Here is a 22,886-nt window from a genome sequence, read left to right on the forward strand (position 1 = left end):
CATTAATATTAAGATTTATTTTGGATTACAATCAAATACAGGATGAGACTCAGGAAGGGTCTATAAATATCAGAGAAATAATAAAACCGTATATCCAACGATGGTATTGGTTTATTATAGGTTGTATCGTGGCAGTTGTTGTTGCATGGTTCTTTTTAAGATATAGTGTTCCGGTGTACAGTACCGAGTCCACATTATTAATCAAAGAAGTGAAAAAATCCGCTTCTGCACAGCCTGAAATGTCTGTGATTTCTGAACTTGGCGGAATTGGTGGTATGGGGACCAATTCAGTAGATAATGAGATCGAAATCCTGAAATCTAAAAAACTTATGCTTTCTGTAGTGCGGGAGCTGGCATTGGAAACCAATGTCTATGCCGAAGCAAATGTAAAAGATGCGGAACTCTACAAAGAAACTTCTCCTTTTTTAGTAAGGGTGATCAACGAAAAGAAAAAAGGAAGATATCCGGCCAAAGAGGTAAACGTTACCATAAAAGGAGATAAGATCATTATTGAATCTGAAAGTTTTGCTAAGCATATTGAAACCTCTTTCAACAAATCGGTTAGTCTGCCTTTTGGAGTTGTGATTTTTCAAAAGAATCCTCAGTTTAAATCAAATCATGTTTCCGGGAAGAAGTATAAGCTTCAGTTTATGTCCGGAATGGATAGGGCAAGATATTATCTTAATAAACTTAATATCAGCCTGGCTCAAAAAGAGGCTACCGTGCTTAAAATAGCAATTACCGATCCTGTGCCGGAAAGGGCAGAAGATATATTGAATCGTTTAGCGGTTAATTATAACCGTGAGGCTAATCTCGATAAAAATTCTGAAGCTCAGAAAACGGCCAGTTTTATTGATGAAAGAATAACTTTAATAAGTAAGGAGCTGGGTAATGTTGAAACCCAGAAAGAAGATTTTAAAGTAAGAAATAACATTGCAGATATTCAGGCTGAAGCCGAGTTGTCTTTACAGACAGCAGCAGATTCACGCCAGAAGCAACTGGAAAATGAATCTCAACTTGAATTGATAAATAGCTTATTAGGATCAATTAACAGACAGGGAGCTTATCAGGTATTACCACTGAATGTAGGTCTTTCAGACTCAGATACGTCATCAGATATTGCTTCATACAACCAGTTGGTCATTGAAAGAGACCGTTTACTGGAAAATTCAACCAATGCGAATCCGGTAGTTCAGAATATTACCAGCCAGATCAACAGCATGCGCAGCTCGGTGATAAAAAGCCTGCAAAAAAGCAGGTCTGCCCTTCAGATTGCCAGGAATAATATTCTTAGTGAACAGAACAGGCTGTCCGGAAGGATTTCTAAAATTCCTGTTCAGGAAAAGATGTTCAGAAGCATTGAAAGGCAGCAGAATATCAAAGAACAGTTATATCTTTTGCTCTTACAAAAAAGAGAGGAGGCTGCTATTTCACTGGCTATTGCCGCACCAAAGGCAAGAATTGTAGATGATGCTTTGACGGCACCTTCACCGGTTTCTCCTAAAAAACAAATGGTCTATTTAGGAGCTTTGATAATTGGTTTATTATTACCTTTTGCTGTCATCTACCTGATAGAATTGCTTAATAATAAGATACAGTCTAAATCCGATCTTGAAAAGCTGTTAAAAGATGCACCGGTAACAGGAGAAATTCCTAGCTTGGAAAAAGGGGAACCTGAACTGGTACAGCTGAATGATCTTTCCCCGCTTGCGGAAGCATTCAGAATTTTGATTACCAATATTAATTTCATGTTGCCTAAAGATAAAAAAGGAAATGTTATTTTCGTAACCTCTACTGTGAAAGGGGAAGGTAAAACGTTTATATCGGTAAATTTAGCCCTCACATTGGCAACACCCCGAAAGAAAGTAATCATTATCGGTTCAGATATCAGGAATCCGCAGTTGCAGAGATATAATGAAAGCAGAAGAGGATTAACGGGTCTTTCGGAATTTATGTATGATGATAAGATGAGCAGCTCAGACATTATCCATTCTACTACGTTTAATCCCTATTGCGATGTGATTTATTCAGGGGCTATTGCTCCAAACCCTACAGAGTTATTATCCAACGGAAGGTACCAAAACCTAGTAGAAAGCTTAAAATCAACGTATGACTATATCATATTGGATACTGCCCCGTTGATGTTAATTACAGATTCATTCTTAATTTCTGATGTGGCAGATGTTACCGTATATGTTACCCGTTCCGGTTATACCGAAAAAGAATTGGTAGGCTTTATCAATAAACAGGTGAGTGAGAAGAAAATTAAAAATGTAGGTGTGATGCTGAATGATGTTAGTAAAATGAACAGCGGATATGGATATGGCTATAAATATGGATATGGCTACAATGCCGATTCTAATGAACCATGGTGGAAAAGAATAATTAAATCATAATTAATATTAATTGACTTTTCATATAAAAAGAAATGAAAGAAAAACAAAGAATTGCTATTATCGGTTTAGGATATGTAGGTTTACCATTAGCAAGATTATTTGCTACAAAATATCCAGTGGTTGGTTTCGATATAAATCATAAGAGAATTGAAGAATTAAAACTGGGTGTAGATTCTACTTTAGAAGTAGATAATGATATTTTACAAAATGTTACATTATCCGAAAATCCTGTAAAAAATATTTTAGATAACGGGTTATACTGCTCTGAAGATTTAGATGACATACGAGAAGCAAATATTTATGTTATTACTGTACCTACACCCGTAGATAGAAATAACCGTCCAGATCTCACTCCTTTATATAAATCGAGCGAAACGGTAGCAAAAGTCTTAAAACCTAATGATATTGTTATCTATGAGTCTACAGTTTATCCTGGAGTGACTGAAGAAGAATGCGTTCCCGTTTTAGAAAAAGTTTCTGGTCTAAAGTTTAACGTAGATTTTTTTGTAGGCTATTCTCCGGAACGTATTAATCCCGGAGATAAAGAGCATACCGTTGATAAAATACTAAAGGTTACTTCTGGTTCAACACCAGAAACTGGCAAAACTGTAGATGATCTTTATCGTTCAGTAATAACCGCAGGAACACATTTAGCACCAACTATTAAAGTTGCGGAAGCTTCAAAAGTGATTGAAAATTCGCAACGGGATATTAATATTGCCTTTATAAATGAGTTAGCAAAAATCTTCTCATTAATGGGTATTGATACGCATGACGTTCTTGAAGCCGCCGGAACAAAATGGAACTTTCTTAAATTTAAACCAGGTTTGGTAGGAGGACACTGTATCGGAGTAGACCCTTTTTATCTTGCACAAAAAGCGCAGGAAGTAGGATATTACTCAGAACTTATTCTGGCAGCACGTAGATTAAATGACTCTATGGGATCGTTTGTGGCTTCTCAGGTTATTAAACTGATGATTCAAAATGACATTAAAATAAAAGGTGCAAAAATTTTAAATCTTGGAATTACTTTTAAAGAGAATTGTCCCGATGTACGTAATACAAAAGCTGTTGATGTAATAAAATCGCTCGAAGAATATGAGGCTGAAGTAGTGACTTATGATCCTTGGGCAAGTCAGGTTGAGGTAAATCATGAGTATGATATAAACTTTTTGTCAGTTTTAGACAAAGTTGAAAATTCTCAATTTGATGCAATTATTCTAACAGTGGCACATGAGGAGTTTTTAAATGTTGAGTGGGCTCAATATTTAAAAAATAACGGTGTCATGTATGATGTAAAAGGTGTTTTGAGTAAATTTGATAATCGGCTATAGATCATTAAAAAAATTGATCATGAACATTTTAAATCTAATTGGCAGAACAACCGAATTGTTCTCAAATGATATAAATAAATATGAAGAAGAACTAAAAAAAATAATTTCTTCTTCTAAATTCTTAGTTATTGGTGGCGCAGGTTCAATTGGTGCAGCAACCACTAAAGAAATTTTTAAACGTAATCCTAAAAAATTACATATTGTTGATATAAGTGAGAACAATATGGTAGAATTAGTACGTGATATTCGGAGTTCTTATGGTTACATTAATGGTGATTTTCAAACTTTTTCCTTAGATATTGGTTCTATAGAATATGAAGTTTTTTGGAATTCAGATGGTGATTACGACTACGTTTTGAATTTATCGGCTCTTAAACATGTAAGAAGTGAAAAAGATCCTTTTACTTTAATGAGAATGATAGATGTAAATGTCTTCAATACAGACAAAACATTAGATCAGTCTATTCTGAAAGGAGTGAAAAAATATTTTTGTGTTTCAACTGATAAAGCTGCTAATCCGGTAAATATGATGGGAGCTTCCAAACGTATTATGGAAATGTTTTTAATGCGGAAAAGCACAGATATTAAAATTTCCACTGCTCGTTTTGCAAATGTAGCATTTTCAGACGGTTCATTATTGCACGGATTTAATAAGAGAATAGAAAAAAAACAGCCTATTGTAGCGCCTAATGATATCAAACGTTATTTTGTGACTCCAAAAGAATCTGGTGAGTTATGTTTAATGTCGTGCATTTTTGGAGAAAACAGAGATATTTTCTTTCCTAAATTAAGCGAAAATTTACACCTGATTACTTTTGCAGAAATTGCTGTGAAATATCTTGCAGAAATAGGATATAAACCTTATTTATGTAAAGATGAGGATGAAGCAAGAGCTTTAATCGAAACTTTACCACAAGAAGGAAAATGGCCTTGTTTATTCACTTTAAGTGATACAACTGGCGAGAAAGATTTCGAAGAATTTTTTACTGATAAAGAGATTTTAGATATGAACCGTTTCGAAAATTTAGGTATCATTAAAAATGATCTAAATATTGAAGAGGAAAAACTTAATTTATTTGAAACAAGGATAAATGAATTAAAATCTGCTAAAAAATGGAATAAAGAAGAAATTGTAGATTTATTCTTCGAAATGATTCCAGATTTTGGGCATAAAGAAACAGGAAAGTATTTAGATTCTAAAATGTAACTATGGAAAGTATTCAAGATATGATCTCTTTCGTGAGAGAACATTTTAATTCAGATAAATTCATTCCACTCCACGAACCACGTTTTAGAGGCAACGAAAAAAAATATTTGGCAGAAACTATTGATTCTACATTCGTTTCTTCTGTGGGTACCTTTGTAGATCAGTTCGAAAATATGATGCAAAACATTACAGGTGCGGAAAAATCTGTAGCCGTAGTAAATGGAACATCTTCTTTGCAAGTTGCTTTAAGATTGGTAGGTGTAAAAAAGGACGAAGAAGTTATTACACAAGCACTTACTTTTATAGCAACGGCCAATGCTATTGCGTACAATAACGCGGTTCCTATTTTTTTGGATGTAGATCTAGATACAATGGGGCTTTCTCCCAAAGCAGTAAAAGCTTTCTTGGAAGAATACGGCGAATTGCGGGAAAACGGTTGCTACAATAAATCTACAGGAAGAAGAATTGCGGCCTGTATGCCTATGCACACCTTTGGTTTTCCGGTGCATTTGGATGAAATGATAAGAGTTTGCAACCAATGGAAAATTCCATTGGTAGAAGATGCTGCCGAATCTCTAGGAAGCTTTTACAAAGGAAAACATACAGGAACCATTGGATTGGTGAGTGGATTTTCATTTAACGGAAACAAAGTGGTAACCAGCGGTGGCGGTGGTGCCATTGTAACCAATGATATTCAGTTGGGAATACAGGCAAAATACCTTACCACAACAGCGAAAAAACCTCATCCTTACGAATTTTTCCATGATGATATGGGATACAATTTCAGGATGCCTAATTTAAATGCAGCTTTAGCTTGCGCTCAATTAGAATCATTAGAAGGTTTTTTGGCAGACAAAAGAATTTTAGCCGAAAAATATACCAGTTTTTTTAAAGACTCAGGAATTAAATTCAGACAAGAAATACCCTATACAAAAGCCAATTACTGGTTGATGTGCGTGGAACTTAACAATAAAACAGAAAGAGAAGAATTTTTGAAAAATACAAACGATTGTGGGGTAATGACTCGGCCAATTTGGAATTTGATGTATCGCCTTCCGATGTATGCGCATTGCCAGCGTGATGCACAAAAAAATGCAGCATATTTAGAAGAAAGAATTGTAAACATCCCAAGTAGTGCCAGATAAAAAAAATAGTGCAATTATAGGATATTCGGGGCATTCTCTTGTTGTTTTGGAGGCTGCAGAATTAATGAACCTGAATGTTGCTTATTATTGCGAAAAAAAACAATCGTCTGATAACCCCTTCCATCTTGGTTATTTGGGAGATGAAGGAAGCAGTTCTTTTGATTGGAATGCTGTAGATCATTTTATATTAGGCATCGGAGACAATAAAATTCGACAGAAAATAGCGAAACTTCTGCAATCGAAAAAAAAGCAGATATTGAATATTCTCCATCCTGCATCGATAATTAGCAATTATGCATCAATAGGAATAGGGAATTTTGTAGCTGTAAATGCAACGATAAACGCCTTTGCTAAAACTGCAAACTATTGTATTTTGAATACAGGCTGCATTATAGAACATGAATGTATCATCGAAAACGGGGTACACATTGCGCCCGGAGCGGTTTTAGCAGGAAATGTTTCGGTGGGAGAAAATTCTTTTGTAGGGGCTAATTCTGTAGTGAAACAAGGCGTGGTGATCGGAAAAGAAGTCATTATAGGTGCCGGAAGTGTTGTTATTAAAGATATTCCTGATCATGAAGTATGGGCAGGAAATCCTGCGAAAAAAATTAAGTAAATGAGAAAGGTTTTAATCATTGCCGAAGCCGGCGTTAATCATAACGGAAATTTAGAAAATGCTTTTAAACTCATAGATTCTGCGGTAGAAGCAGGAGTAGATTATGTTAAGTTTCAAACATTTAAATCTGAAAATTTAGTTGCTAAATCTGCCAAAAAAGCAGAATATCAAATTCAGAATACAGGAAATTCAACAGATTCTCAGTATGAAATGTTGAAAAAACTAGAACTTTCCCACCAAGATCACGAATTGCTGATCGACTATTGTAAGCAGAAAAACATACAATTTTTTTCGACTGCTTTCGATTTGGAATCTTTAGAATATTTAAAAGAAATAGGTTTAGAGTTGGTAAAAATTCCTTCCGGAGAAATCACCAATTTTCCTTATTTGAGAAAGGCAGCAAAATTATTCAAAAAAGTGATTCTTTCTACAGGAATGTGCACTATGGAAGATATTGAAGCTGCCCTAAATGTTTTTTTGAAAGAAGGAATTGTAAAAGAAAATATAACGATTCTTCACTGCAATACAGAATATCCTACGCCGATGAGCGACGTAAATCTGAAAGCCATGCTTTCTATCCGTCAGAAATTTGATGCAGAAATAGGGTATTCCGATCATACTTTAGGAATAGAAGTTCCCGTGGCAGCGGTGGCTTTAGGTGCTTCGGTTATCGAAAAACATTTTACCTTAAACAATACGATGGAAGGGCCTGATCATGCAGCTTCATTAGAGCCCGATGAATTGAAACAAATGGTTTCTGCCATCCGTAATATAGAAAAAGCTATTTCGGGATCGGGTTTAAAAGTGCCAAGTCCGTCAGAATTAAAAAATATGGAAATTGCCAGAAAGAGTATTGTGGCAAGTCTAGATATAAAAAAAGGAGAAATTTTAACAGAAGAAAATCTTACCGTGAAAAGACCCGGAAACGGAATTTCGCCCATGAAATGGGATGAAATAATAGGAACTATAGCCATTAGAGATTTTAATGAAGACGAATTAATAGAAATATTATGATGAAAAAAATTTGTGTTGTAACTGGTACAAGAGCAGAATATGGTTTATTGAGGCCATTAATGCTTGAAATTCAAAATCATCCCGATTTTGAATTTCAATTGCTGGTAACCGGTGCCCACTTGTCTCCAGAATTTGGAAATACATATACCCAAATTGAGCAAGATGGTTTCATTATCACAGAAAAAGTAGAAATGCTTTTATCTGCCGATTCGGGAAGTTCGGTTGTAAAAACAATGGGCGTGGCTTTAATTGGTTTTGCAGATGTTTTTGCCAGATTACAGCCAGATGCTATTGTAATTTTGGGCGACAGATACGAAATGCTGGCGGTGGCTTCGGCGGCTTCGGTCATGAAAATTCCTATTATTCATCTTCACGGTGGCGAGATTACCGAAGGTGCTTATGATGATGCTTTTAGACATGCAATTACCAAGCTCAGCCACATGCATTTTACTTCTACAGAAGATTATAGAAACCGGGTAATTCAGTTGGGAGAACAGCCCGAAACAGTTTTCAATGTTGGAGCGATAGGGATTGACAATATTAAAAAATTAAAACTATTATCGAAGCAAGAACTGGAAACCGAGCTTGCTTTGAAGTTTAAGAAATACAACTATCAGGTTACTTTCCATCCGGAAACCTTGGCAGATATTTCAGCGGAAAATCAGTTTCAGATATTGCTGGATGTTATTAAAAACCAAAAAGACAGCTTATTTGTTTTTACTAAAGCTAATGCAGATACCAATGGCAGGGGTATTAATAAAATGATTGATGATTTTGCAGGCAAATATCCGGATCTTGCAAAGGTATACACTTCGTTGGGAAGCTTGAAGTTTTTGTCGGTTTTGAGCCAAAGCGATGCAATTATAGGAAACAGTTCAAGCGGAATTATAGAAGCTCCGTCCTTCGCTATTGCCACCATTAATATCGGGAACAGGCAGAAAGGCAGAACACAAGCTCCGTCTGTGATTAATTGTTCTGTAAATATAGATGAAATAGAAAGAGCTATTAAGAAAACCCAAAATCAGGAATTTAGAGATACATTGCGCAGTTTCAGTAATCCTTACGGAGAAGGGCATGCGACACAAAAAATAATGCAAATTCTCGAAAAAACAAACTTTAAAACTTTACTGATCAAAAAATTTTATGACTTAAAAAGTACAGATTAATATGAGTAATATTCAAAAACATTGTTTAGATCAATCCTTTTCCGTAAGAGACGCATTGGTGAAATTAGATCAATTGGCCTTTGATACCATATTGTTTATTGTGGATGATAGTATGACTTTATTGGGTTCTCTTACAGATGGCGATTTGAGAAGAGGGTTTATAAAAGGTTTAGGCTTTGAAGATCCGCTTCTGAAATTTGTACAATCTAACCCTTCTTTTGTTTTCGAAGGAGAAGATGCCGTAGACAAGCTTGCCGTTTATAAAGCTAAAAATTTTAAGATCGTTCCGGTTTTAAATTCAGATAAAAAAATTGTTGATATTATCAATTTTAGGGAAACCTCTACCGTGATTCCTGCCGATGCCGTATTAATGGCAGGCGGCGAAGGAAAAAGATTAAGACCTTTAACGGAAAATACACCAAAGCCTCTTTTGAAAGTGGGCGAAAAACCAATTATTGAATATAATATTGATAGGCTTGCTAAAGTAGGTATTAAAAACATCAATTTAAGCATCAATTATCTGGGAGATCAACTGGTTAAGTATTTTGGTGACGGATCGAGTAAACGATTGAACATCAGATATGCTAGAGAAACAAAACCATTAGGAACCATAGGTTCTATTTTGCTGGTAGAAGACTTCAAGCATGATGATATTATTGTAATGAACAGCGATTTGCTTACCAATATAGATTATGCAGATTTTTATAAGTTATTCAAAGATACCAATGCAGATATGGCGGTGGCTGCCACTTCTTATCATGTAGATATCCCTTATGCTGTTTTGGAAATAGATGGTACTAATCAAGTGAAATCGCTGAAAGAAAAACCTCGTTATACGTATTTTTCGAATGCAGGAATTTACCTCATCAAAAAAGAAATATTAAAAATGATTCCGCAGGATACGTTTTTCGATATTACCGATTTGATGGATAAAATGATTGAAATGAATTTAAACTTAGTAACTTATCCAATCAACGGTTATTGGCTAGATATCGGTAAGTACGAAGATTTTGCTAAAGCACAAGAAGACATAAAACATATAAAAATTTAAAAAAAGTGGACAAAAACAATTCAATATATTTTATAGCAGAAACAGCTTTTCATCATGAAGGCGATGTGGAGTTTTTAATGAATTTGGTGAAAGACATTTCATGTCTCGAAATCAATGCCGTTAAATTCCATTTACTGTTCGATTTAGAAGATTATATTATTAAAAATCATCCTGCCGAAGAAGTTTTAAGAAAAATTTCTATCCCGGAACAAAGCTGGTTTCAGGTTTTCGATTATATGAAAGAAACCGGCAAAAAAATCGTTCTGCTTTGCAACGATTTGAAGTCTTTGAAGTTTGTAAACAGTATCCAAAACCAATATCCTATCGACGCTGTAGAGCTTCATTCTACCGGTTTGAATGATATTTTCCTGCTAGAAGAAGCTGCGAATTTCAAAAAAGATATTATTCTGGGTGTAGGCGGTTCTACTTTCGACGAAGTGAAGTTTGCTGTAGATTTCTTAAAAGCACAAAAGCAAAACAATATTGTTTTGATGCATGGTTTCCAAAGTTATCCTACCAATTATAATGATATTAATTTTAAAAGAATCGAAATGCTTTCTAATGCTTTTGGGCTGCCGATAGGCTATGCAGACCATACAGATCCAAAAGATTCTAATAATGAAGTAATTTCGGTTTTGCCGGTGATGAATGGTGTAAAGATTTTGGAAAAACACGTTACCAATAAATTTAGCGAACAAAGAATAGATGCCCAAGCAGCTGTAAGCATAGAAACGATGGGAAATATCATTCGCCTTGCCAATACATTAAATCAAAGTTTGGGCAGCGATAATTTAAATTTTTCTGAAGCAGAGCTTAATTATGGAAATACAGGTCCTATGAAAAAAGCATTAGTTGCCCGAAAACCAATAAAGAAAGGAGAAATAATCACTAAAGAAGATATTGCCTTTAAAAGAACAACGGCTTCGAGCCCGCTGCTGCAAAAAGATATTTATAAAATATTGGGAAATATAGCGCTGGAAGATATAGCCCAAGACACATTGCTTACCAATATGAATGTAGAATATGCTTTTAAAAAACAAAATTTCGACCAGTTTTTTGTGTCTGATAAAAATTAAATCGTAATGAAAATAGGATTATTAATTACAGCACGTTTAAAATCTTCAAGATTACCATTTAAATTATTAAAAGATTTGAATGGCTATTCTATCATCGAGCATGTAATCAATAGAGCCAAAACCATAAAAAATGTTGATGCAATTATACTTTGCACCTCAAACAACAAGCAAGACAGGCCGTTGGTAGAAGTAGCACTCGAAAATAATATATACTCTTTTTTGGGATCGGAAGAAGACGTTTTACAGAGATTGAATGATTGTAGCCAATTTTTTGGATTAGATTATATTGTAAGCATCACAGGCGAAAACCCCTTGTTTTCTGTAGATTATGCTAATATTTTGATTGATAAAATGGTCGCCAATCAAGCAGATTTTACTTATATCGATCATTTGCCGATAGGCTGCGCGGTGTACGGAATAAAATCTAAAGCATTGGAGCTGGTGTGCGAAATAAAATCTGAAATAGATACCGAAATCTGGGGACCGCTGCTAAATCAGCCTGAAGTTTTCAAGGTTCAAAGAATTGAAGCCAATACCTATCTTCAAATTCCTAATTTAAGATTAACTAATGATTATCAGGAAGATTTTCATATGATGACCTGTATTTTTAATCAGTTTCCGCACTGTTCGTCCCCATCATTAGAAAGTGTTTTGCAATTGCTACACGACAAGCCGGAGATTTTGAAGATCAATGCCGAAAAAAAGCAAATGGCTTTGGATCCTGAAGTATTGCAAAGAATAAATCAATTTTACATTGATAATTTAGATAAAATTTTAGACCTCAAATTAAAAATTTACGAAAAATGATTTTTGACCAACTTACCAATATAAATAGATATGATATTGATTTAGAATTTGTTACACAATTTTTAGAAAACCTCTCATTCCAGCCTGGAAAAATTGAAATCGGTGGTGAGGATCATTTTGCCATAGGTTTGTCTTACCCTACTTCAAATAGTGAAAACGGGGTTTGGGAAGCGCATAGGAAATATCTTGATATACATTATATCTTAGAAGGAGAAGAAACCGTGTTGATAAACGATATTGAAGCAATGGTTTCTACGAAAGAATATGAAGACGATTGTGAATTGTTTGCCGGAGAAAAACTTCACGAAGTACATCTGAAACCGGGAGATTTTTTGATATTATTTCCAAATGAGGTACACAAAACAGGAATAATGTGTAACGAAATAAGCAGCCAAATTAAAAAATTGGTATTCAAAAAGCTGTTAATACATTAAAATATCATTACGGATGTTTTTACTCGTTTTCATAATCATCAATTTTTTCTTAGTCATAACCTATCACTCAAAAAAGCTGAATAAGTTTTACTTATTGGGCATTTTGGTCGTGTTGTTTATGGAACCTGCTTTCCAAAAACTTACAGATCCTACGATGTTTGGTGATTCTTATATGGTCTATGGAATTGATCGGCTGAAGACGAATATAATTATGGGTGCTACATTTATTTTTCTTTTGATGTATCCTAAGAATAAATCTCATCTCAGCAATCATTTTATTTTTTTCTTTACAATTATCATGTTTCATTTGCTTAACGTGATTTTTTCGATAGATGTTCAGAATTCTGCTGCACTTTTTATAGTTTCTGTAATTATTCCTATTCTGCTTTATTTAACATTAATGTCTTTGGGCGAAAATTTTTTTGGGAACAATAGCAATGTGCTGTTTTCTATTTATTTAGGCATTATCACTTTCATAAGCATTGGGCTTGTAATGTATAATAAAACATCATCTGGTGGTGCTGATGTAGAAGAGGGTTTTAACAGAACGGGCGGTGGGCTTTGGCTGTCTAATGTTTCTACGCAGGTTTTGGCGTTGTTTTTCCCGTTGCTACTTATTAAAAATCCTGTAAAAAAATTGAATATTTTCAGAATTATTGCCTTGATACTGTTTTTCGTACTTCTCACGGTTTCTTTAAGCCGAACCGCTTTATTTGTATATGCTTTTATGATGTTGTTTTTCTTATTGAAAGCAAAGAATAAAATGTTGTTAGTCACCGGAGGAATGCTGTTTTTAGTGGTATCTTATTATGTTTTATCGGCAAAACTGAATTTTGATTTAATTGAAATGTACGAAACAAGATTTCATGGGAAAGGCTCGGTAGCAGAAACGATCGAAGGAGACGGAAGAATATCGATTTATGGTGAAGCTTTGGAGGTTTTTAAAAATTCTAATATATTTTTAGGAAACGGAATAAGCAGTTTTAATCATATCAATAAGATGGGATTTTCTAATGCTCACAATATCTATATTAATATTCTCGTAGAAAGAGGCTTGATAGGAATTGCCTTTTTAGTGGGAATGCTAGTTTATATTTTCAGGAAAATCGGTAGGCTTAAAAGAACATTCAATCTTTCCGAAATCGATAAAAGAATCCTGAATTCTTTGCGGCTGGGGCTTATTGGTTTTTTCTTAATTGGAATGACGGGGAACGATTTATTTATCAACAGTGGTTTTGTCAATTCGTGGCCGATAAGCTGTATTGTGGTTTTGATCTGCATCGTCGAAAATAAAGCATTGATATATAAAAAAAACAAAAAACTACTTCATGATCACCTTAATTAAAAAATATCTTGCAAAGTCTCTTATCAAATTAAGGGCATATAGAGTAAAAAAAACGGTAGGAAGCTATAAAGGCGGAATATTTGTAGGCGGGAAAACCAGACTTACCAAAAATACTTTTTTAGGCGAAAACACAAGTTTTAATGGGATGATCGTTTCCGGAATTGGCAAGCTTACCATCGGCGATTATTTTCATTCGGGTCCGGAATGTTTGGTGATTACCTCCAATCATAATTATAAAGGAGACAAAATACCTTACGATGCTACGCATGTGGCAAAAGAAACCATAATAGGAGATTGCGTCTGGATGGGAGCTAGAGTTATTATCCTGGGTGGTGTTACCATTGGTGAAGGAGCAATTATACAGGCAGGTGCTATGGTACACAAAGATGTTCCTAAATGTGCAATTGTAGGCGGAAACCCAGCAAAAGTAATTATGTATCGAGATATAGAAAGATACGATGAACTTAAAAAACAAGGCAAATTCCATTAATGATGAAAAATATTTTTGTAATATCTGCCATCCATCATCTCATTCAGGTGGAAGCTGTGGTGAAAGAAATAGGTTTGCCTAAAAAAGAAGTTCCGATTATTTTTCTTACCAATGAAACCTCAAAAAAAACAATTTTGGAGATATTAAAATTATTCGGGTACGAAAACTATAAAACATTCAGTTATTGGAATTTTAAAGAAATATTTTCTTCGGCAAAGCATTCCCAATACATACAATATTTAAAATCGCTGAAGCATTGTGAAAACCTTTATATAAGCCAATATTATACAGATTATTCACTATTGGCATATCAATTTTTGAAACCTGAAAAAGTATATCTTTTAGACGAAGGAACGGCGAGCTTTAAAGTATCAAAAGAACGAAAAACTGTAAAATCTTTCGATCCCAAATTTCTTATAAAATCCCTTGTTTACAGAAGAAAGATTAATTTTCCCGAAAAAATCACTTATTACACGCAATATGATTTCGATATTAATACAGATAAAGATGATGTTATTAAATATCAATTTACCAAAGATGAAAAGCCAATAGAGTTTGATCAAAACGCGGCTCTTATTTTGGGAAGCTCGGTAGCGGAAGTGGGGGTTGTTACCAAAGATAATTATATGAAAATTATCAAAAAAATTAGAGAAAAATTTAATGATAAAAAAGTATATTATTATCAGCACAGAAACGAAAATGCGGAAAAGTTAAACGAAATATTAAAGTTAGGCATTGAGATAATTCAATCTAATATACCTTTTGAATTTTATTATAAAAGTTTGAATTATACGCCTTTACATTATTATTCGTTTTATTCTCCTATTTTGGATAATATATCGCAGCAATATAAAAACCTGCCAAAGCTGAACATTATAAGATTTGAAAAAGAAACAATATTGATGAACCCTCAAATTGTAGAAAATATCTACGAAAGCTATTTGAAAAACAAAAATTTACACCTGATTTCTTCTATCGAATTATAAATGAAAATTGACTTCATGTTACAAAGAATAAAAGCGGTTTTTTCCAATAAGCTTCTTTCGAATAGCGTTATTTATACCTTAATAAGCTTTATCAATAAAGGCTTTCCGTTTTTTTTGCTGCCTATTCTTACCCGAAGCCTGTCGACTCATGATTACGGAGAATATGCCTTGTTTAGAGCTACCACAAGTTTATTGCTTCCATTTATCGGCTTCAATCTTTCTGAGTATGTGATGAAAAACTACTTTACCAAAGATGAATATCCTTTAAGTAAGAAAATCTCCATTAGCTTAATGGTAAATATTGTGGTTTGTATATTGGTTTTTTCTATATTTTCACTTATTAATGGTGATATGGTTTACGATTTTGTTCATATCCACAAAAAATATTTTTTAATTGCCACAGTTATTACACTTTGTACTTCTGTAAACAATATCGAAAGAAATTTATTGAGAAGCGAAAATAATACAAAATTGTATTCGATCTTGGTGATCGGGCAGACTTTATCGTTTTTCATAGGAGTAATGGCCTTATTTTTCTTGCATAAAATAGAGCTTGATTTGTTGATTTACGTAGAACTATCTACATTTCTTTTGTTTGTTTTGGTAAGTATTGTTTTGCTGACCAAAAAATACAGAGCCACCTTCTATTACGACAAAAAACTACTGAAGCTGGCATTTTTATTTTGTTTACCGCTGGTTACCAATAGCTTATTTGCTTATATTTTTTCATTATCAGATCGGTTTATAATGGCCAACGAGCTAGATACCAAAAGTGTGGGTGTATATAATGCAACCGTTCAGTTGGTTTCAATTCTTCAAATACTGGCAGTTTCTTTTAATACCGCCTGGACGCCGTTTGTATACTCCAAATTAGAACAGAAAATAAACCCCACAAAGCTGAAAAAAGTACAGTTGGCAGCAGCCACCACATTCTTATTGGTATGTATTGTATTTTATATAGGTCTTTCTTATAGTTTCGAACTCATTGTTAGTAAAAAATATGCAGAGGGAATACCATTATTAAAATGGCTTATTTTAGGGAATTTTTTTCAATTGTTGTACTGGCTCAATTCTACGATACTTATCTATCACAAGCAAAACTGGTATTTGGCTATTTTTTCATTTTCATCGATGGTTCTAAGTTTAGGATTAAATTTATTGTTTTTACAGAAATACGGGATAGAGTTTGCCTCGATCGTATTTTTAATTTCGTGGATTGTAATCGCTTTAATGACCTTCGTAAAATCTGAAATGATTTTAAAAAAACAAAACCTTCATAATAATTTTTCTGGCAGATGAAAATATATTTCCCAATCGGTGCTTTTTACCCGTCACAAATCGGAGGACCCTGCAATACTCTTTTTTGGCATACTTGTGCGTTGAAATCCCACGGTATTGATGCCAATATTACCACAACTTCTCTTGGCATAAAAGATGGAACGATAGAATATGATAAGGTCTTGGAAAAACAATGCGGATCGATATTTTACGGCTCGACTTTATCGATTTCTCAGGCAGTTGCAAAACAAATTTTTACAGGCATTCGATCTGCCGATGTGGTGCATCTTAATAGTTTGTTTAATGTACTTTCAATAATCAGTTTTTTTTATATCAAAAATTTTTCTCCAAAAAAGAAAATAATATGGTCGATAAGAGGAGAATTAAGCCCAAATGCTCTCAAATTTAGTCGAGCAAAAAAAAAGCCGCTTTTATTTTTATATAAAAAAATGACCAAAAATATCCTTTTTCATAGCACCTCTGAAAAAGAAACACAAGAAATAAAATCAGTTTTCGGAGATGTAAAAATTGTAGAAATTCCTAACTTTATCGAACCGAGTAAAAGAAGAGAAGATACTATAAAAAAACAGTTTTTATATCTTGGGAGGATTCATAGGATCAAGGCAATACATAAAATGATTGAGGGCTTTTCGAAAAGCAAAAGATTTATGGACTCGGATTTTAAGCTTATTATTGTTGGAAAGCATGAAGAAAGGCATTCAGATTATTATCAAGAGCTATTGGAATTAATTAAAACTGAAGGATTATATGATAAAATAGAGTGGAGAGGGCATTTGATTGGAGATGAAAAAGAAAAAGCCTATGCTGAATCTTATGCATTGATACTGCCTTCAGAAACTGAAAATTTTGGAAATGTAGTGGTCGAATCGCTTAATCAGGGAACTCCTGTATTGGCTTCTAAAGGGACTCCATGGTCGGTTTTGGAACAATATCAGTGCGGGTTTCATATCAGTAATACGCCTCAGGACATTGCTGACACTATTGATGTCATGATTGATCTGCCTCAAAATATATATGACAAGATGCGTGAAAATGCCACACTTCTTGTAGATAAAGAATTTAATGTCAATACTCAAATAGATAAATGGATTAATATTTATAAAAATGAAAATTCAAAATAAAACCCTTCTCATTACCGGCGGAACAGGCTCGTTCGGAACTGCGGTTCTTAACCGTTTTTTACAAACTGATCATTTCAAGGAAATCCGTATTTTTTCCCGCGATGAAAAGAAGCAGGATGACATGAGAAATTTATATAAAAACGATAAGATCAAATATTATATCGGCGATGTAAGGGATTTTTCAAGTGTAGAACCTGCGACGAGAGGAGTAGATTACATTTTCCATGCGGCGGCGTTAAAGCAGGTTCCTTCATGCGAGTTTTTCCCAATGCAGGCAGTTAAAACCAATGTGGAAGGAACACAGAATGTCATCCGTTCAGCGGCAGCCAATAAAGTACAGAAAGTAATTTGTTTATCAACGGATAAGGCAGCATATCCTATTAACGCTATGGGGATTTCCAAAGCAATGATGGAAAAAGTAGCGGTTGCAGAATCAAGAAGCCTTACAGAAACCGTAGTTTGTCTTACACGTTATGGCAATGTGATGGCTTCCAGAGGTTCTGTAATACCCTTATTTTTAAATCAAATCCAGAAAGGCGAACCGATTACCATAACAGATCCGAATATGTCTCGTTTCTTTATGTCATTAGATGATGCGGTAGACTTGGTATTATTCGCGTTCGAGAATGCGAATCCGGGCGATTTATTTGTAAACAAAGCTCCTGCAGGAAGCATTGGTGATCTGGCAAAAGCTTTAATTGAGCTTACCGGAAAAGAGGTTCCGGTAAAAGTAATCGGTACACGTCATGGCGAAAAATTATACGAAACACTTTGTACACGCGAAGAAATGGCAAAAGCTGAAGATATGGGAGATTTTTATCGTGTACCGGCAGATAACCGTGACCTGAATTATGCACAGTATTTCTCTGAAGGTGAAGAAGAAATAGCACAGATTGAAGACTATCATTCACATAATACCGAGCAGCAGGGTGTTGAAGGTCTGAAAAAATTGATTTCTACGCTGCCTCTTATTCGAAAAGAAGTTTTCGGTGAAAATGTAATGCAGTATCCTTATTAAATAAAAGTAAAAAATAAACTGAGATCAATGCTGTTAGAAGGGAAAAAACACCAGGATAGCCGGGGAATAATTACCTATAATAATAATTTTGATGCATCAGAGATCAAAAGAATCTATACCATAGAAAACAATTTTAAAAATCGGGTACGTGGCTGGCAGGGCCATAAGGTTGAACAGCGTTGGTTTGCCTGTATGAAAGGAAGTTTTGAAATTTCTGTTATTGAAGTAGATGATTTTGAAAATCCTTCCAAAGATCTTACAGTTAGAAAGTACATTTTAGCTGATGATGCTTTAACCTATCTCCATATTCCTCCGGGATGTATCACCGCAATTGATGCTAGGCTGGAAGAAAGTAAATTATTGGTATTATCTGATCACCGTCTGAGGGAAGTAAATGATGAATACAGATTCAGTTTAGATTATTTTAAATAAAAAACAGCAGTCTGATAGCTAACAAGTCATCAGCCAACTGTCAAAAGCATATAAGAATGAAAAAAATCGGGATTACCGGTCAGAATGGTTTTGTCGGAAGACATTTGTACAACACTTTAAAGTTGTTTCCTGGAGAGTTTCAACAGGTTGATTTTAAAAAAGAGTATTTTGAAAATCAGGATATGTTAGACCTGTTTGTACAACAGTGTGACGTCATTATACACCTTGCAGCAATGAACCGTCATGAAAGCGAACAGGTTATCTTTGAAACCAATGTAGGTTTAGCACAACAGCTGGTGAACTCATTGAAAAGAACACATTCAAAAGCCCATGTTATGATTTCATCCTCCACTCAGGAAGAAAGAGATAATTTGTACGGGAGGTCCAAAAAAGAAGGAAGAGAAGCTTTGGCAAGATGGGCGGAAGAGAATGAGGGGAAAATAACAGGGCTTATCATTCCAAATGTTTTCGGGGCTTTCGGAAAACCATTTTACAATTCATTTATTTCCACTTTCTGTTATCAGTTAACACATAGTGAAACTCCTACTATTGCCAATGACGGTGAGGTGAAATTGATTTATGTTCAGGAGTTGGTTGAAGTAATCATTAATGAAATAAGGGAAGGCAGGAGTAAACCTGAATTTCTTATTCAGCCGACAGCCACTAAAAAGGTATCTGAGGTTTTAACATTGCTCAACGATTATAAAATAAAATATTTTGATGACGGAGAAATACCGGTTCTTAATGATTCGTTTGAACATAATTTATTCAATACCTATCGTTCGTACATTGAATATAAAACTCATTATCCGGTAAAATTTAAACAGCATACAGATCAGCGTGGTGCTTTTGTGGAGGTAGTTCGTTTGGGAATTGGGGGGCAGTGTTCATTTTCAACAACCGTTCCCGGAATTACCAGAGGAAATCATTACCATACCAGGAAAATTGAAAGATTTGCCGTTATTAAAGGAAAAGCATTGATTCAGTTAAGAAAGATCGATGCGGATGAAGTCCTGGACTTTTATCTGGATGGAAATGAGCCCGCCTATGTCGATATGCCTATTTGGTATACTCATAATATTAAAAACATTGGTGAAGAGGAGCTATACACGATTTTCTGGATTAATGAAGCATTCAATCCTGAAAGTGCAGATACTTATTTTCTGGAAGTATAAATTAGTAACTAGTGATTGGTAAAATGTAATTTGAGATATGAAAACACATAAAGATTTAGATGCTTGGAAGTTTAGTGTTGATTTAGTTACTTTAATTTATGAATTAACAAGAGATTTTCCTAAAGATGAAATCTTTGGTTTGACCAATCAGATAAGAAGAGCTTCAATATCGATACCGAGTAATATAGCAGAAGGTGCTGCAAGAAATTCTACAAAGGAATTTATACACTTCTTATATATTTCGCTAGGCAGTCAGCAGGAAATAGATACTCAGCTATTAATTGCTAAAAATCTGAAATATATATCGGAAGAAAAATATGCTGAGATTGTTTTAAAAATAGAAACAGTAGGAAAACTGTTAAATGGATTAATAAAATATTTAAAGTCAAAATGACAAATAATTCACAACTAATAACTAATCACCAATCACCAATTACTAAACTAAAAGTAATGACGGTGGTAGGAACCCGTCCCGAAATCATAAGATTGTCGAGAGTATTAATGGCTTTGGACCGTTCTGAAGCAGTGGAACACATTATCGTACACACGGGCCAAAACTACGATTATGAACTCAATCAGATCTTTTTTGAAGACCTGGGACTTCGCAAGCCGGATTATTTCCTGGAAGCTGCCGGGAAGACAGCCACAGAAACGGTAGGAAATATTTTAATTAAAATAGATCCTTTACTGGAAGAAGTAGATCCTGATGCATTTTTGGTTTTAGGAGATACCAATTCATGCTTATGTGCAATTCCTGCCAAGAAAAGACATATTCCTATTTTTCATATGGAAGCAGGAAACCGATGCTTTGATCAGAGAGTTCCCGAAGAAACGAACCGTAAAATTGTAGATCATACGGCAGATATTAATTTAACCTATTCGGATATTGCCAGAGAATACCTTTTAAGAGAAGGGCTTCCTGCAGACAGGATTATTAAAACGGGTTCTCCGATGTTTGAAGTTTTACATCATTATCTGCCTCAGATTGAAGCTTCAAACGTGTTGGAAAAACTGAATCTTGAAGAAGGGAAATTTTTCGTAGTGTCTTCTCACCGTGAAGAAAATATCAATTCTGAAAAAAACTTCAGGGGCTTGATGGATTCTTTAAATGCAATTGCAGAAAAATACCAGTACCCGATTATCGTTTCTACACATCCGCGTACGAAAAATATGATCGATAAGATGAAGATCGAAATGCGCCCTGAGATCCGGTTTTTAAAGCCACTTGGTTTCCATGATTATAATGCCCTGCAAAAACGTGCTTATGCGGTATTATCGGATTCAGGTACAATTGGAGAAGAATCCTCAATCTTAAACTTCCGGGCATTAAATATCCGCCAGGCCCATGAAAGACCTGAAGCCATGGAGGAGGCCAGCGTAATGATGGTAGGCCTTTCTCCCGAAAGAATTTTACAGGGTCTCACGCAGGTTTTACATCAGACAGTGGGAAAAGAAAGAAACTTCAGACCGGTCGCTGATTATTCTATGCCGAATGTATCCGAAAAAGTAGTCCGTATCATCATTTCTTATACAGATTACATTAAAAGAACGGTTTGGTCAGAAGAAATTTAAGAAAAATGGAAATTATTTTTTTGACTTTAGCCGAAGTGAACTCTGTTGAAGAGCGGGGAATTTATCAGGATCTGCTGCGGAAGTTCCGTGATGAAGGTCATGGAGTAACCATTGTAACTCCGGTGGAAAGAAGAAGGGGGATTTCCACTAATTTCATTAAAAAAGAGGGGGTGTCCATTCTTCAGGTAAAGACCCTCAATATTCAGAAAACCAATGTTGTTGAGAAAGGAATCGGGACACTTGCTATAGAATATCAGTATCTTTCTGCCATCAAAAGATTTACTTCTCATAAAAAGTTTGATCTTATTTTATATTCGACACCACCCATTACTTTGGTAAAGGTAATTGAGTATCTGAAGAAAAGAGACCATGCAAAATCTTATCTTTTGCTGAAAGATATTTTTCCGCAGAATGCCGTGGATATGAATATGCTTAAGAAAGGCGGGATTTTACATAGACAGTTTGTAAAAAAGGAAAAGAAATTATATCATATTTCAGATACGATCGGATGTATGTCGCAGGCGAATGTTGATTTTGTATTGAAATACAACCCTGAAGTTGACCCCGGAAAAATAGAAATAAATCCCAATACAATAGAACCTGTGGTTTTTAGCTATTCTGATGAAGAGAAAATAAGCATAAGAGAAAAATATCAGGTTCCAACTGATAAGAAAGTGCTTGTATACGGTGGAAATTTAGGGAAGCCTCAGGGTTTGGATTTTTTATTGGAAACGATTCATGCAACCCAAATTGAAAATGCCTTTTTTCTGATTGTGGGAAACGGAACGGAATTTCCAAGGATTCAAAACTGGTTCTCTCAGGAAAAACCTGTCAATGCAAAGCTTCTTCAGCGGCTGCCAAAAGAGGATTATGATCAGTTGCTTGCTGCCTGTGATGTGGGGTTGATATTTTTAGATAAAAACTTTTTGATCCCCAATTTCCCATCCCGGCTATTATCATATCTGGAAATGAAAATGCCTGTAATTGTTGCAACGGATCCCAATACAGATATGGGTGATATTGTCGAAAATGCGCAGTGTGGATATAAAGTGATCGCAGGTGATCAGCCTGAGATGCAAACAAAACTTAAGAAGTTGCTTACCGAAGATAACCTGAATGAATTAGGAAATAATGCAGAGAAGTTATTGCAAAAGGAATATTTAGTTGAAAAATCTTTTAATCTAATTATAGAAAAACTTTAA

Annotated in this window: 22 protein-coding genes; all 22 read left to right on the forward strand. The window is 34.7% G+C overall.

The features are described 5' to 3' along the window. The first annotated feature begins 20 nt into the window (after positions 1–20). Genes MKJ01_RS01075 through MKJ01_RS01180 form a run of 22 tightly spaced genes read left to right on the forward strand, consistent with a single transcriptional unit; the run spans position 21 to position 22,886 of the window. Positions 21–2,396 (forward strand): polysaccharide biosynthesis tyrosine autokinase, encoded by a 2,376-nt coding sequence (locus MKJ01_RS01075; protein WP_241611060.1) that lies wholly within the window; start codon positions 21–23, stop codon positions 2,394–2,396. 32 nt (positions 2,397–2,428) lie between these two features. Next, a complete protein-coding gene (locus MKJ01_RS01080; RefSeq protein WP_241611061.1) occupies positions 2,429–3,730 on the forward strand; it encodes a nucleotide sugar dehydrogenase in 1,302 nt (433 codons plus the stop codon). Positions 3,731–3,749: 19 nt separating this feature from the next. Then, positions 3,750–4,937, forward strand: coding sequence for a UDP-N-acetylglucosamine 4,6-dehydratase (locus MKJ01_RS01085; protein ID WP_241611062.1), 1,188 nt, complete (start codon positions 3,750–3,752; stop codon positions 4,935–4,937). Positions 4,938–4,939: 2 nt separating this feature from the next. Continuing rightward, complete coding sequence (locus tag MKJ01_RS01090) at positions 4,940–6,082, forward strand: LegC family aminotransferase (RefSeq protein ID WP_241611063.1); 1,143 nt, start codon at positions 4,940–4,942, stop codon at positions 6,080–6,082. Next, on the forward strand, positions 6,072–6,698 hold the full coding sequence (locus MKJ01_RS01095) for an acetyltransferase (protein ID WP_241611066.1): 627 nt from the start codon (positions 6,072–6,074) through the stop codon (positions 6,696–6,698). Before MKJ01_RS01090 ends, MKJ01_RS01095 begins: the two co-directional genes overlap by 11 nt. Beyond that, the gene (neuB, locus tag MKJ01_RS01100) at positions 6,699–7,712 is read left to right on the forward strand and encodes an N-acetylneuraminate synthase (protein ID WP_241611067.1); all 1,014 of its coding nucleotides are present in this window, start codon (positions 6,699–6,701) and stop codon (positions 7,710–7,712) included. Next, a complete protein-coding gene (gene neuC, locus MKJ01_RS01105) occupies positions 7,709–8,878 on the forward strand; it encodes a UDP-N-acetylglucosamine 2-epimerase (RefSeq protein WP_241611069.1) in 1,170 nt (389 codons plus the stop codon). The genes neuB and neuC overlap by 4 nt, the downstream gene beginning before the upstream one ends. A gap of 1 nt (position 8,879) precedes the next feature. Next, positions 8,880–9,929, forward strand: coding sequence for a nucleotidyltransferase family protein (locus MKJ01_RS01110; protein WP_241611071.1), 1,050 nt, complete (start codon positions 8,880–8,882; stop codon positions 9,927–9,929). Positions 9,930–9,934: 5 nt separating this feature from the next. Next, positions 9,935–11,005, forward strand: a complete 1,071-nt coding sequence (locus MKJ01_RS01115) for an N-acetylneuraminate synthase family protein (RefSeq protein WP_241611073.1) — start codon at positions 9,935–9,937, stop codon at positions 11,003–11,005. A gap of 6 nt (positions 11,006–11,011) precedes the next feature. Continuing rightward, positions 11,012–11,812 (forward strand): hypothetical protein, encoded by an 801-nt coding sequence (locus MKJ01_RS01120; RefSeq protein ID WP_241611075.1) that lies wholly within the window; start codon positions 11,012–11,014, stop codon positions 11,810–11,812. Beyond that, on the forward strand, positions 11,809–12,246 hold the full coding sequence (locus MKJ01_RS01125; protein ID WP_241611077.1) for a YhcH/YjgK/YiaL family protein: 438 nt from the start codon (positions 11,809–11,811) through the stop codon (positions 12,244–12,246). Before MKJ01_RS01120 ends, MKJ01_RS01125 begins: the two co-directional genes overlap by 4 nt. Before the next feature lie 13 nt (positions 12,247–12,259). After that, the gene (locus tag MKJ01_RS01130) at positions 12,260–13,591 is read left to right on the forward strand and encodes an O-antigen ligase (RefSeq protein WP_241611079.1); all 1,332 of its coding nucleotides are present in this window, start codon (positions 12,260–12,262) and stop codon (positions 13,589–13,591) included. Continuing rightward, complete coding sequence (locus MKJ01_RS01135; RefSeq protein WP_241611080.1) at positions 13,575–14,081, forward strand: acyltransferase; 507 nt, start codon at positions 13,575–13,577, stop codon at positions 14,079–14,081. Before MKJ01_RS01130 ends, MKJ01_RS01135 begins: the two co-directional genes overlap by 17 nt. Next, on the forward strand, positions 14,081–15,067 hold the full coding sequence (locus MKJ01_RS01140; protein ID WP_241611082.1) for an alpha-2,8-polysialyltransferase family protein: 987 nt from the start codon (positions 14,081–14,083) through the stop codon (positions 15,065–15,067). Before MKJ01_RS01135 ends, MKJ01_RS01140 begins: the two co-directional genes overlap by 1 nt. A gap of 15 nt (positions 15,068–15,082) precedes the next feature. Then, positions 15,083–16,366: a lipopolysaccharide biosynthesis protein gene (locus tag MKJ01_RS01145; RefSeq protein ID WP_241611083.1), complete on the forward strand. Its 1,284-nt coding sequence runs from the start codon at positions 15,083–15,085 to the stop codon at positions 16,364–16,366. Beyond that, positions 16,363–17,487 carry a glycosyltransferase family 4 protein gene (locus tag MKJ01_RS01150; RefSeq protein ID WP_241611084.1) on the forward strand — a complete coding sequence of 375 codons (1,125 nt, stop codon included), beginning with the start codon at positions 16,363–16,365 and terminating at the stop codon, positions 17,485–17,487. The genes MKJ01_RS01145 and MKJ01_RS01150 overlap by 4 nt, the downstream gene beginning before the upstream one ends. Then, complete coding sequence (locus MKJ01_RS01155) at positions 17,471–18,505, forward strand: polysaccharide biosynthesis protein (RefSeq protein ID WP_241611085.1); 1,035 nt, start codon at positions 17,471–17,473, stop codon at positions 18,503–18,505. Before MKJ01_RS01150 ends, MKJ01_RS01155 begins: the two co-directional genes overlap by 17 nt. Before the next feature lie 27 nt (positions 18,506–18,532). Continuing rightward, positions 18,533–18,937, forward strand: coding sequence for a WxcM-like domain-containing protein (locus MKJ01_RS01160; protein WP_241611086.1), 405 nt, complete (start codon positions 18,533–18,535; stop codon positions 18,935–18,937). Between the two features lie 56 nt (positions 18,938–18,993). Then, complete coding sequence (locus MKJ01_RS01165; protein WP_241611087.1) at positions 18,994–20,112, forward strand: NAD-dependent epimerase/dehydratase family protein; 1,119 nt, start codon at positions 18,994–18,996, stop codon at positions 20,110–20,112. 37 nt (positions 20,113–20,149) lie between these two features. Next, positions 20,150–20,506 carry a four helix bundle protein gene (locus MKJ01_RS01170; protein WP_115951740.1) on the forward strand — a complete coding sequence of 119 codons (357 nt, stop codon included), beginning with the start codon at positions 20,150–20,152 and terminating at the stop codon, positions 20,504–20,506. A 38-nt stretch (positions 20,507–20,544) separates the two neighbouring features. Beyond that, a complete protein-coding gene (gene wecB / locus MKJ01_RS01175) occupies positions 20,545–21,684 on the forward strand; it encodes a non-hydrolyzing UDP-N-acetylglucosamine 2-epimerase (RefSeq protein ID WP_241611172.1) in 1,140 nt (379 codons plus the stop codon). Positions 21,685–21,689: 5 nt separating this feature from the next. After that, positions 21,690–22,886 (forward strand): glycosyltransferase family 4 protein, encoded by a 1,197-nt coding sequence (locus MKJ01_RS01180; RefSeq protein WP_241611088.1) that lies wholly within the window; start codon positions 21,690–21,692, stop codon positions 22,884–22,886.

This window comes from Chryseobacterium sp. SSA4.19 (assembly GCF_022601875.1).
Classification (GTDB): Bacteria; Bacteroidota; Bacteroidia; order Flavobacteriales; family Weeksellaceae; genus Chryseobacterium.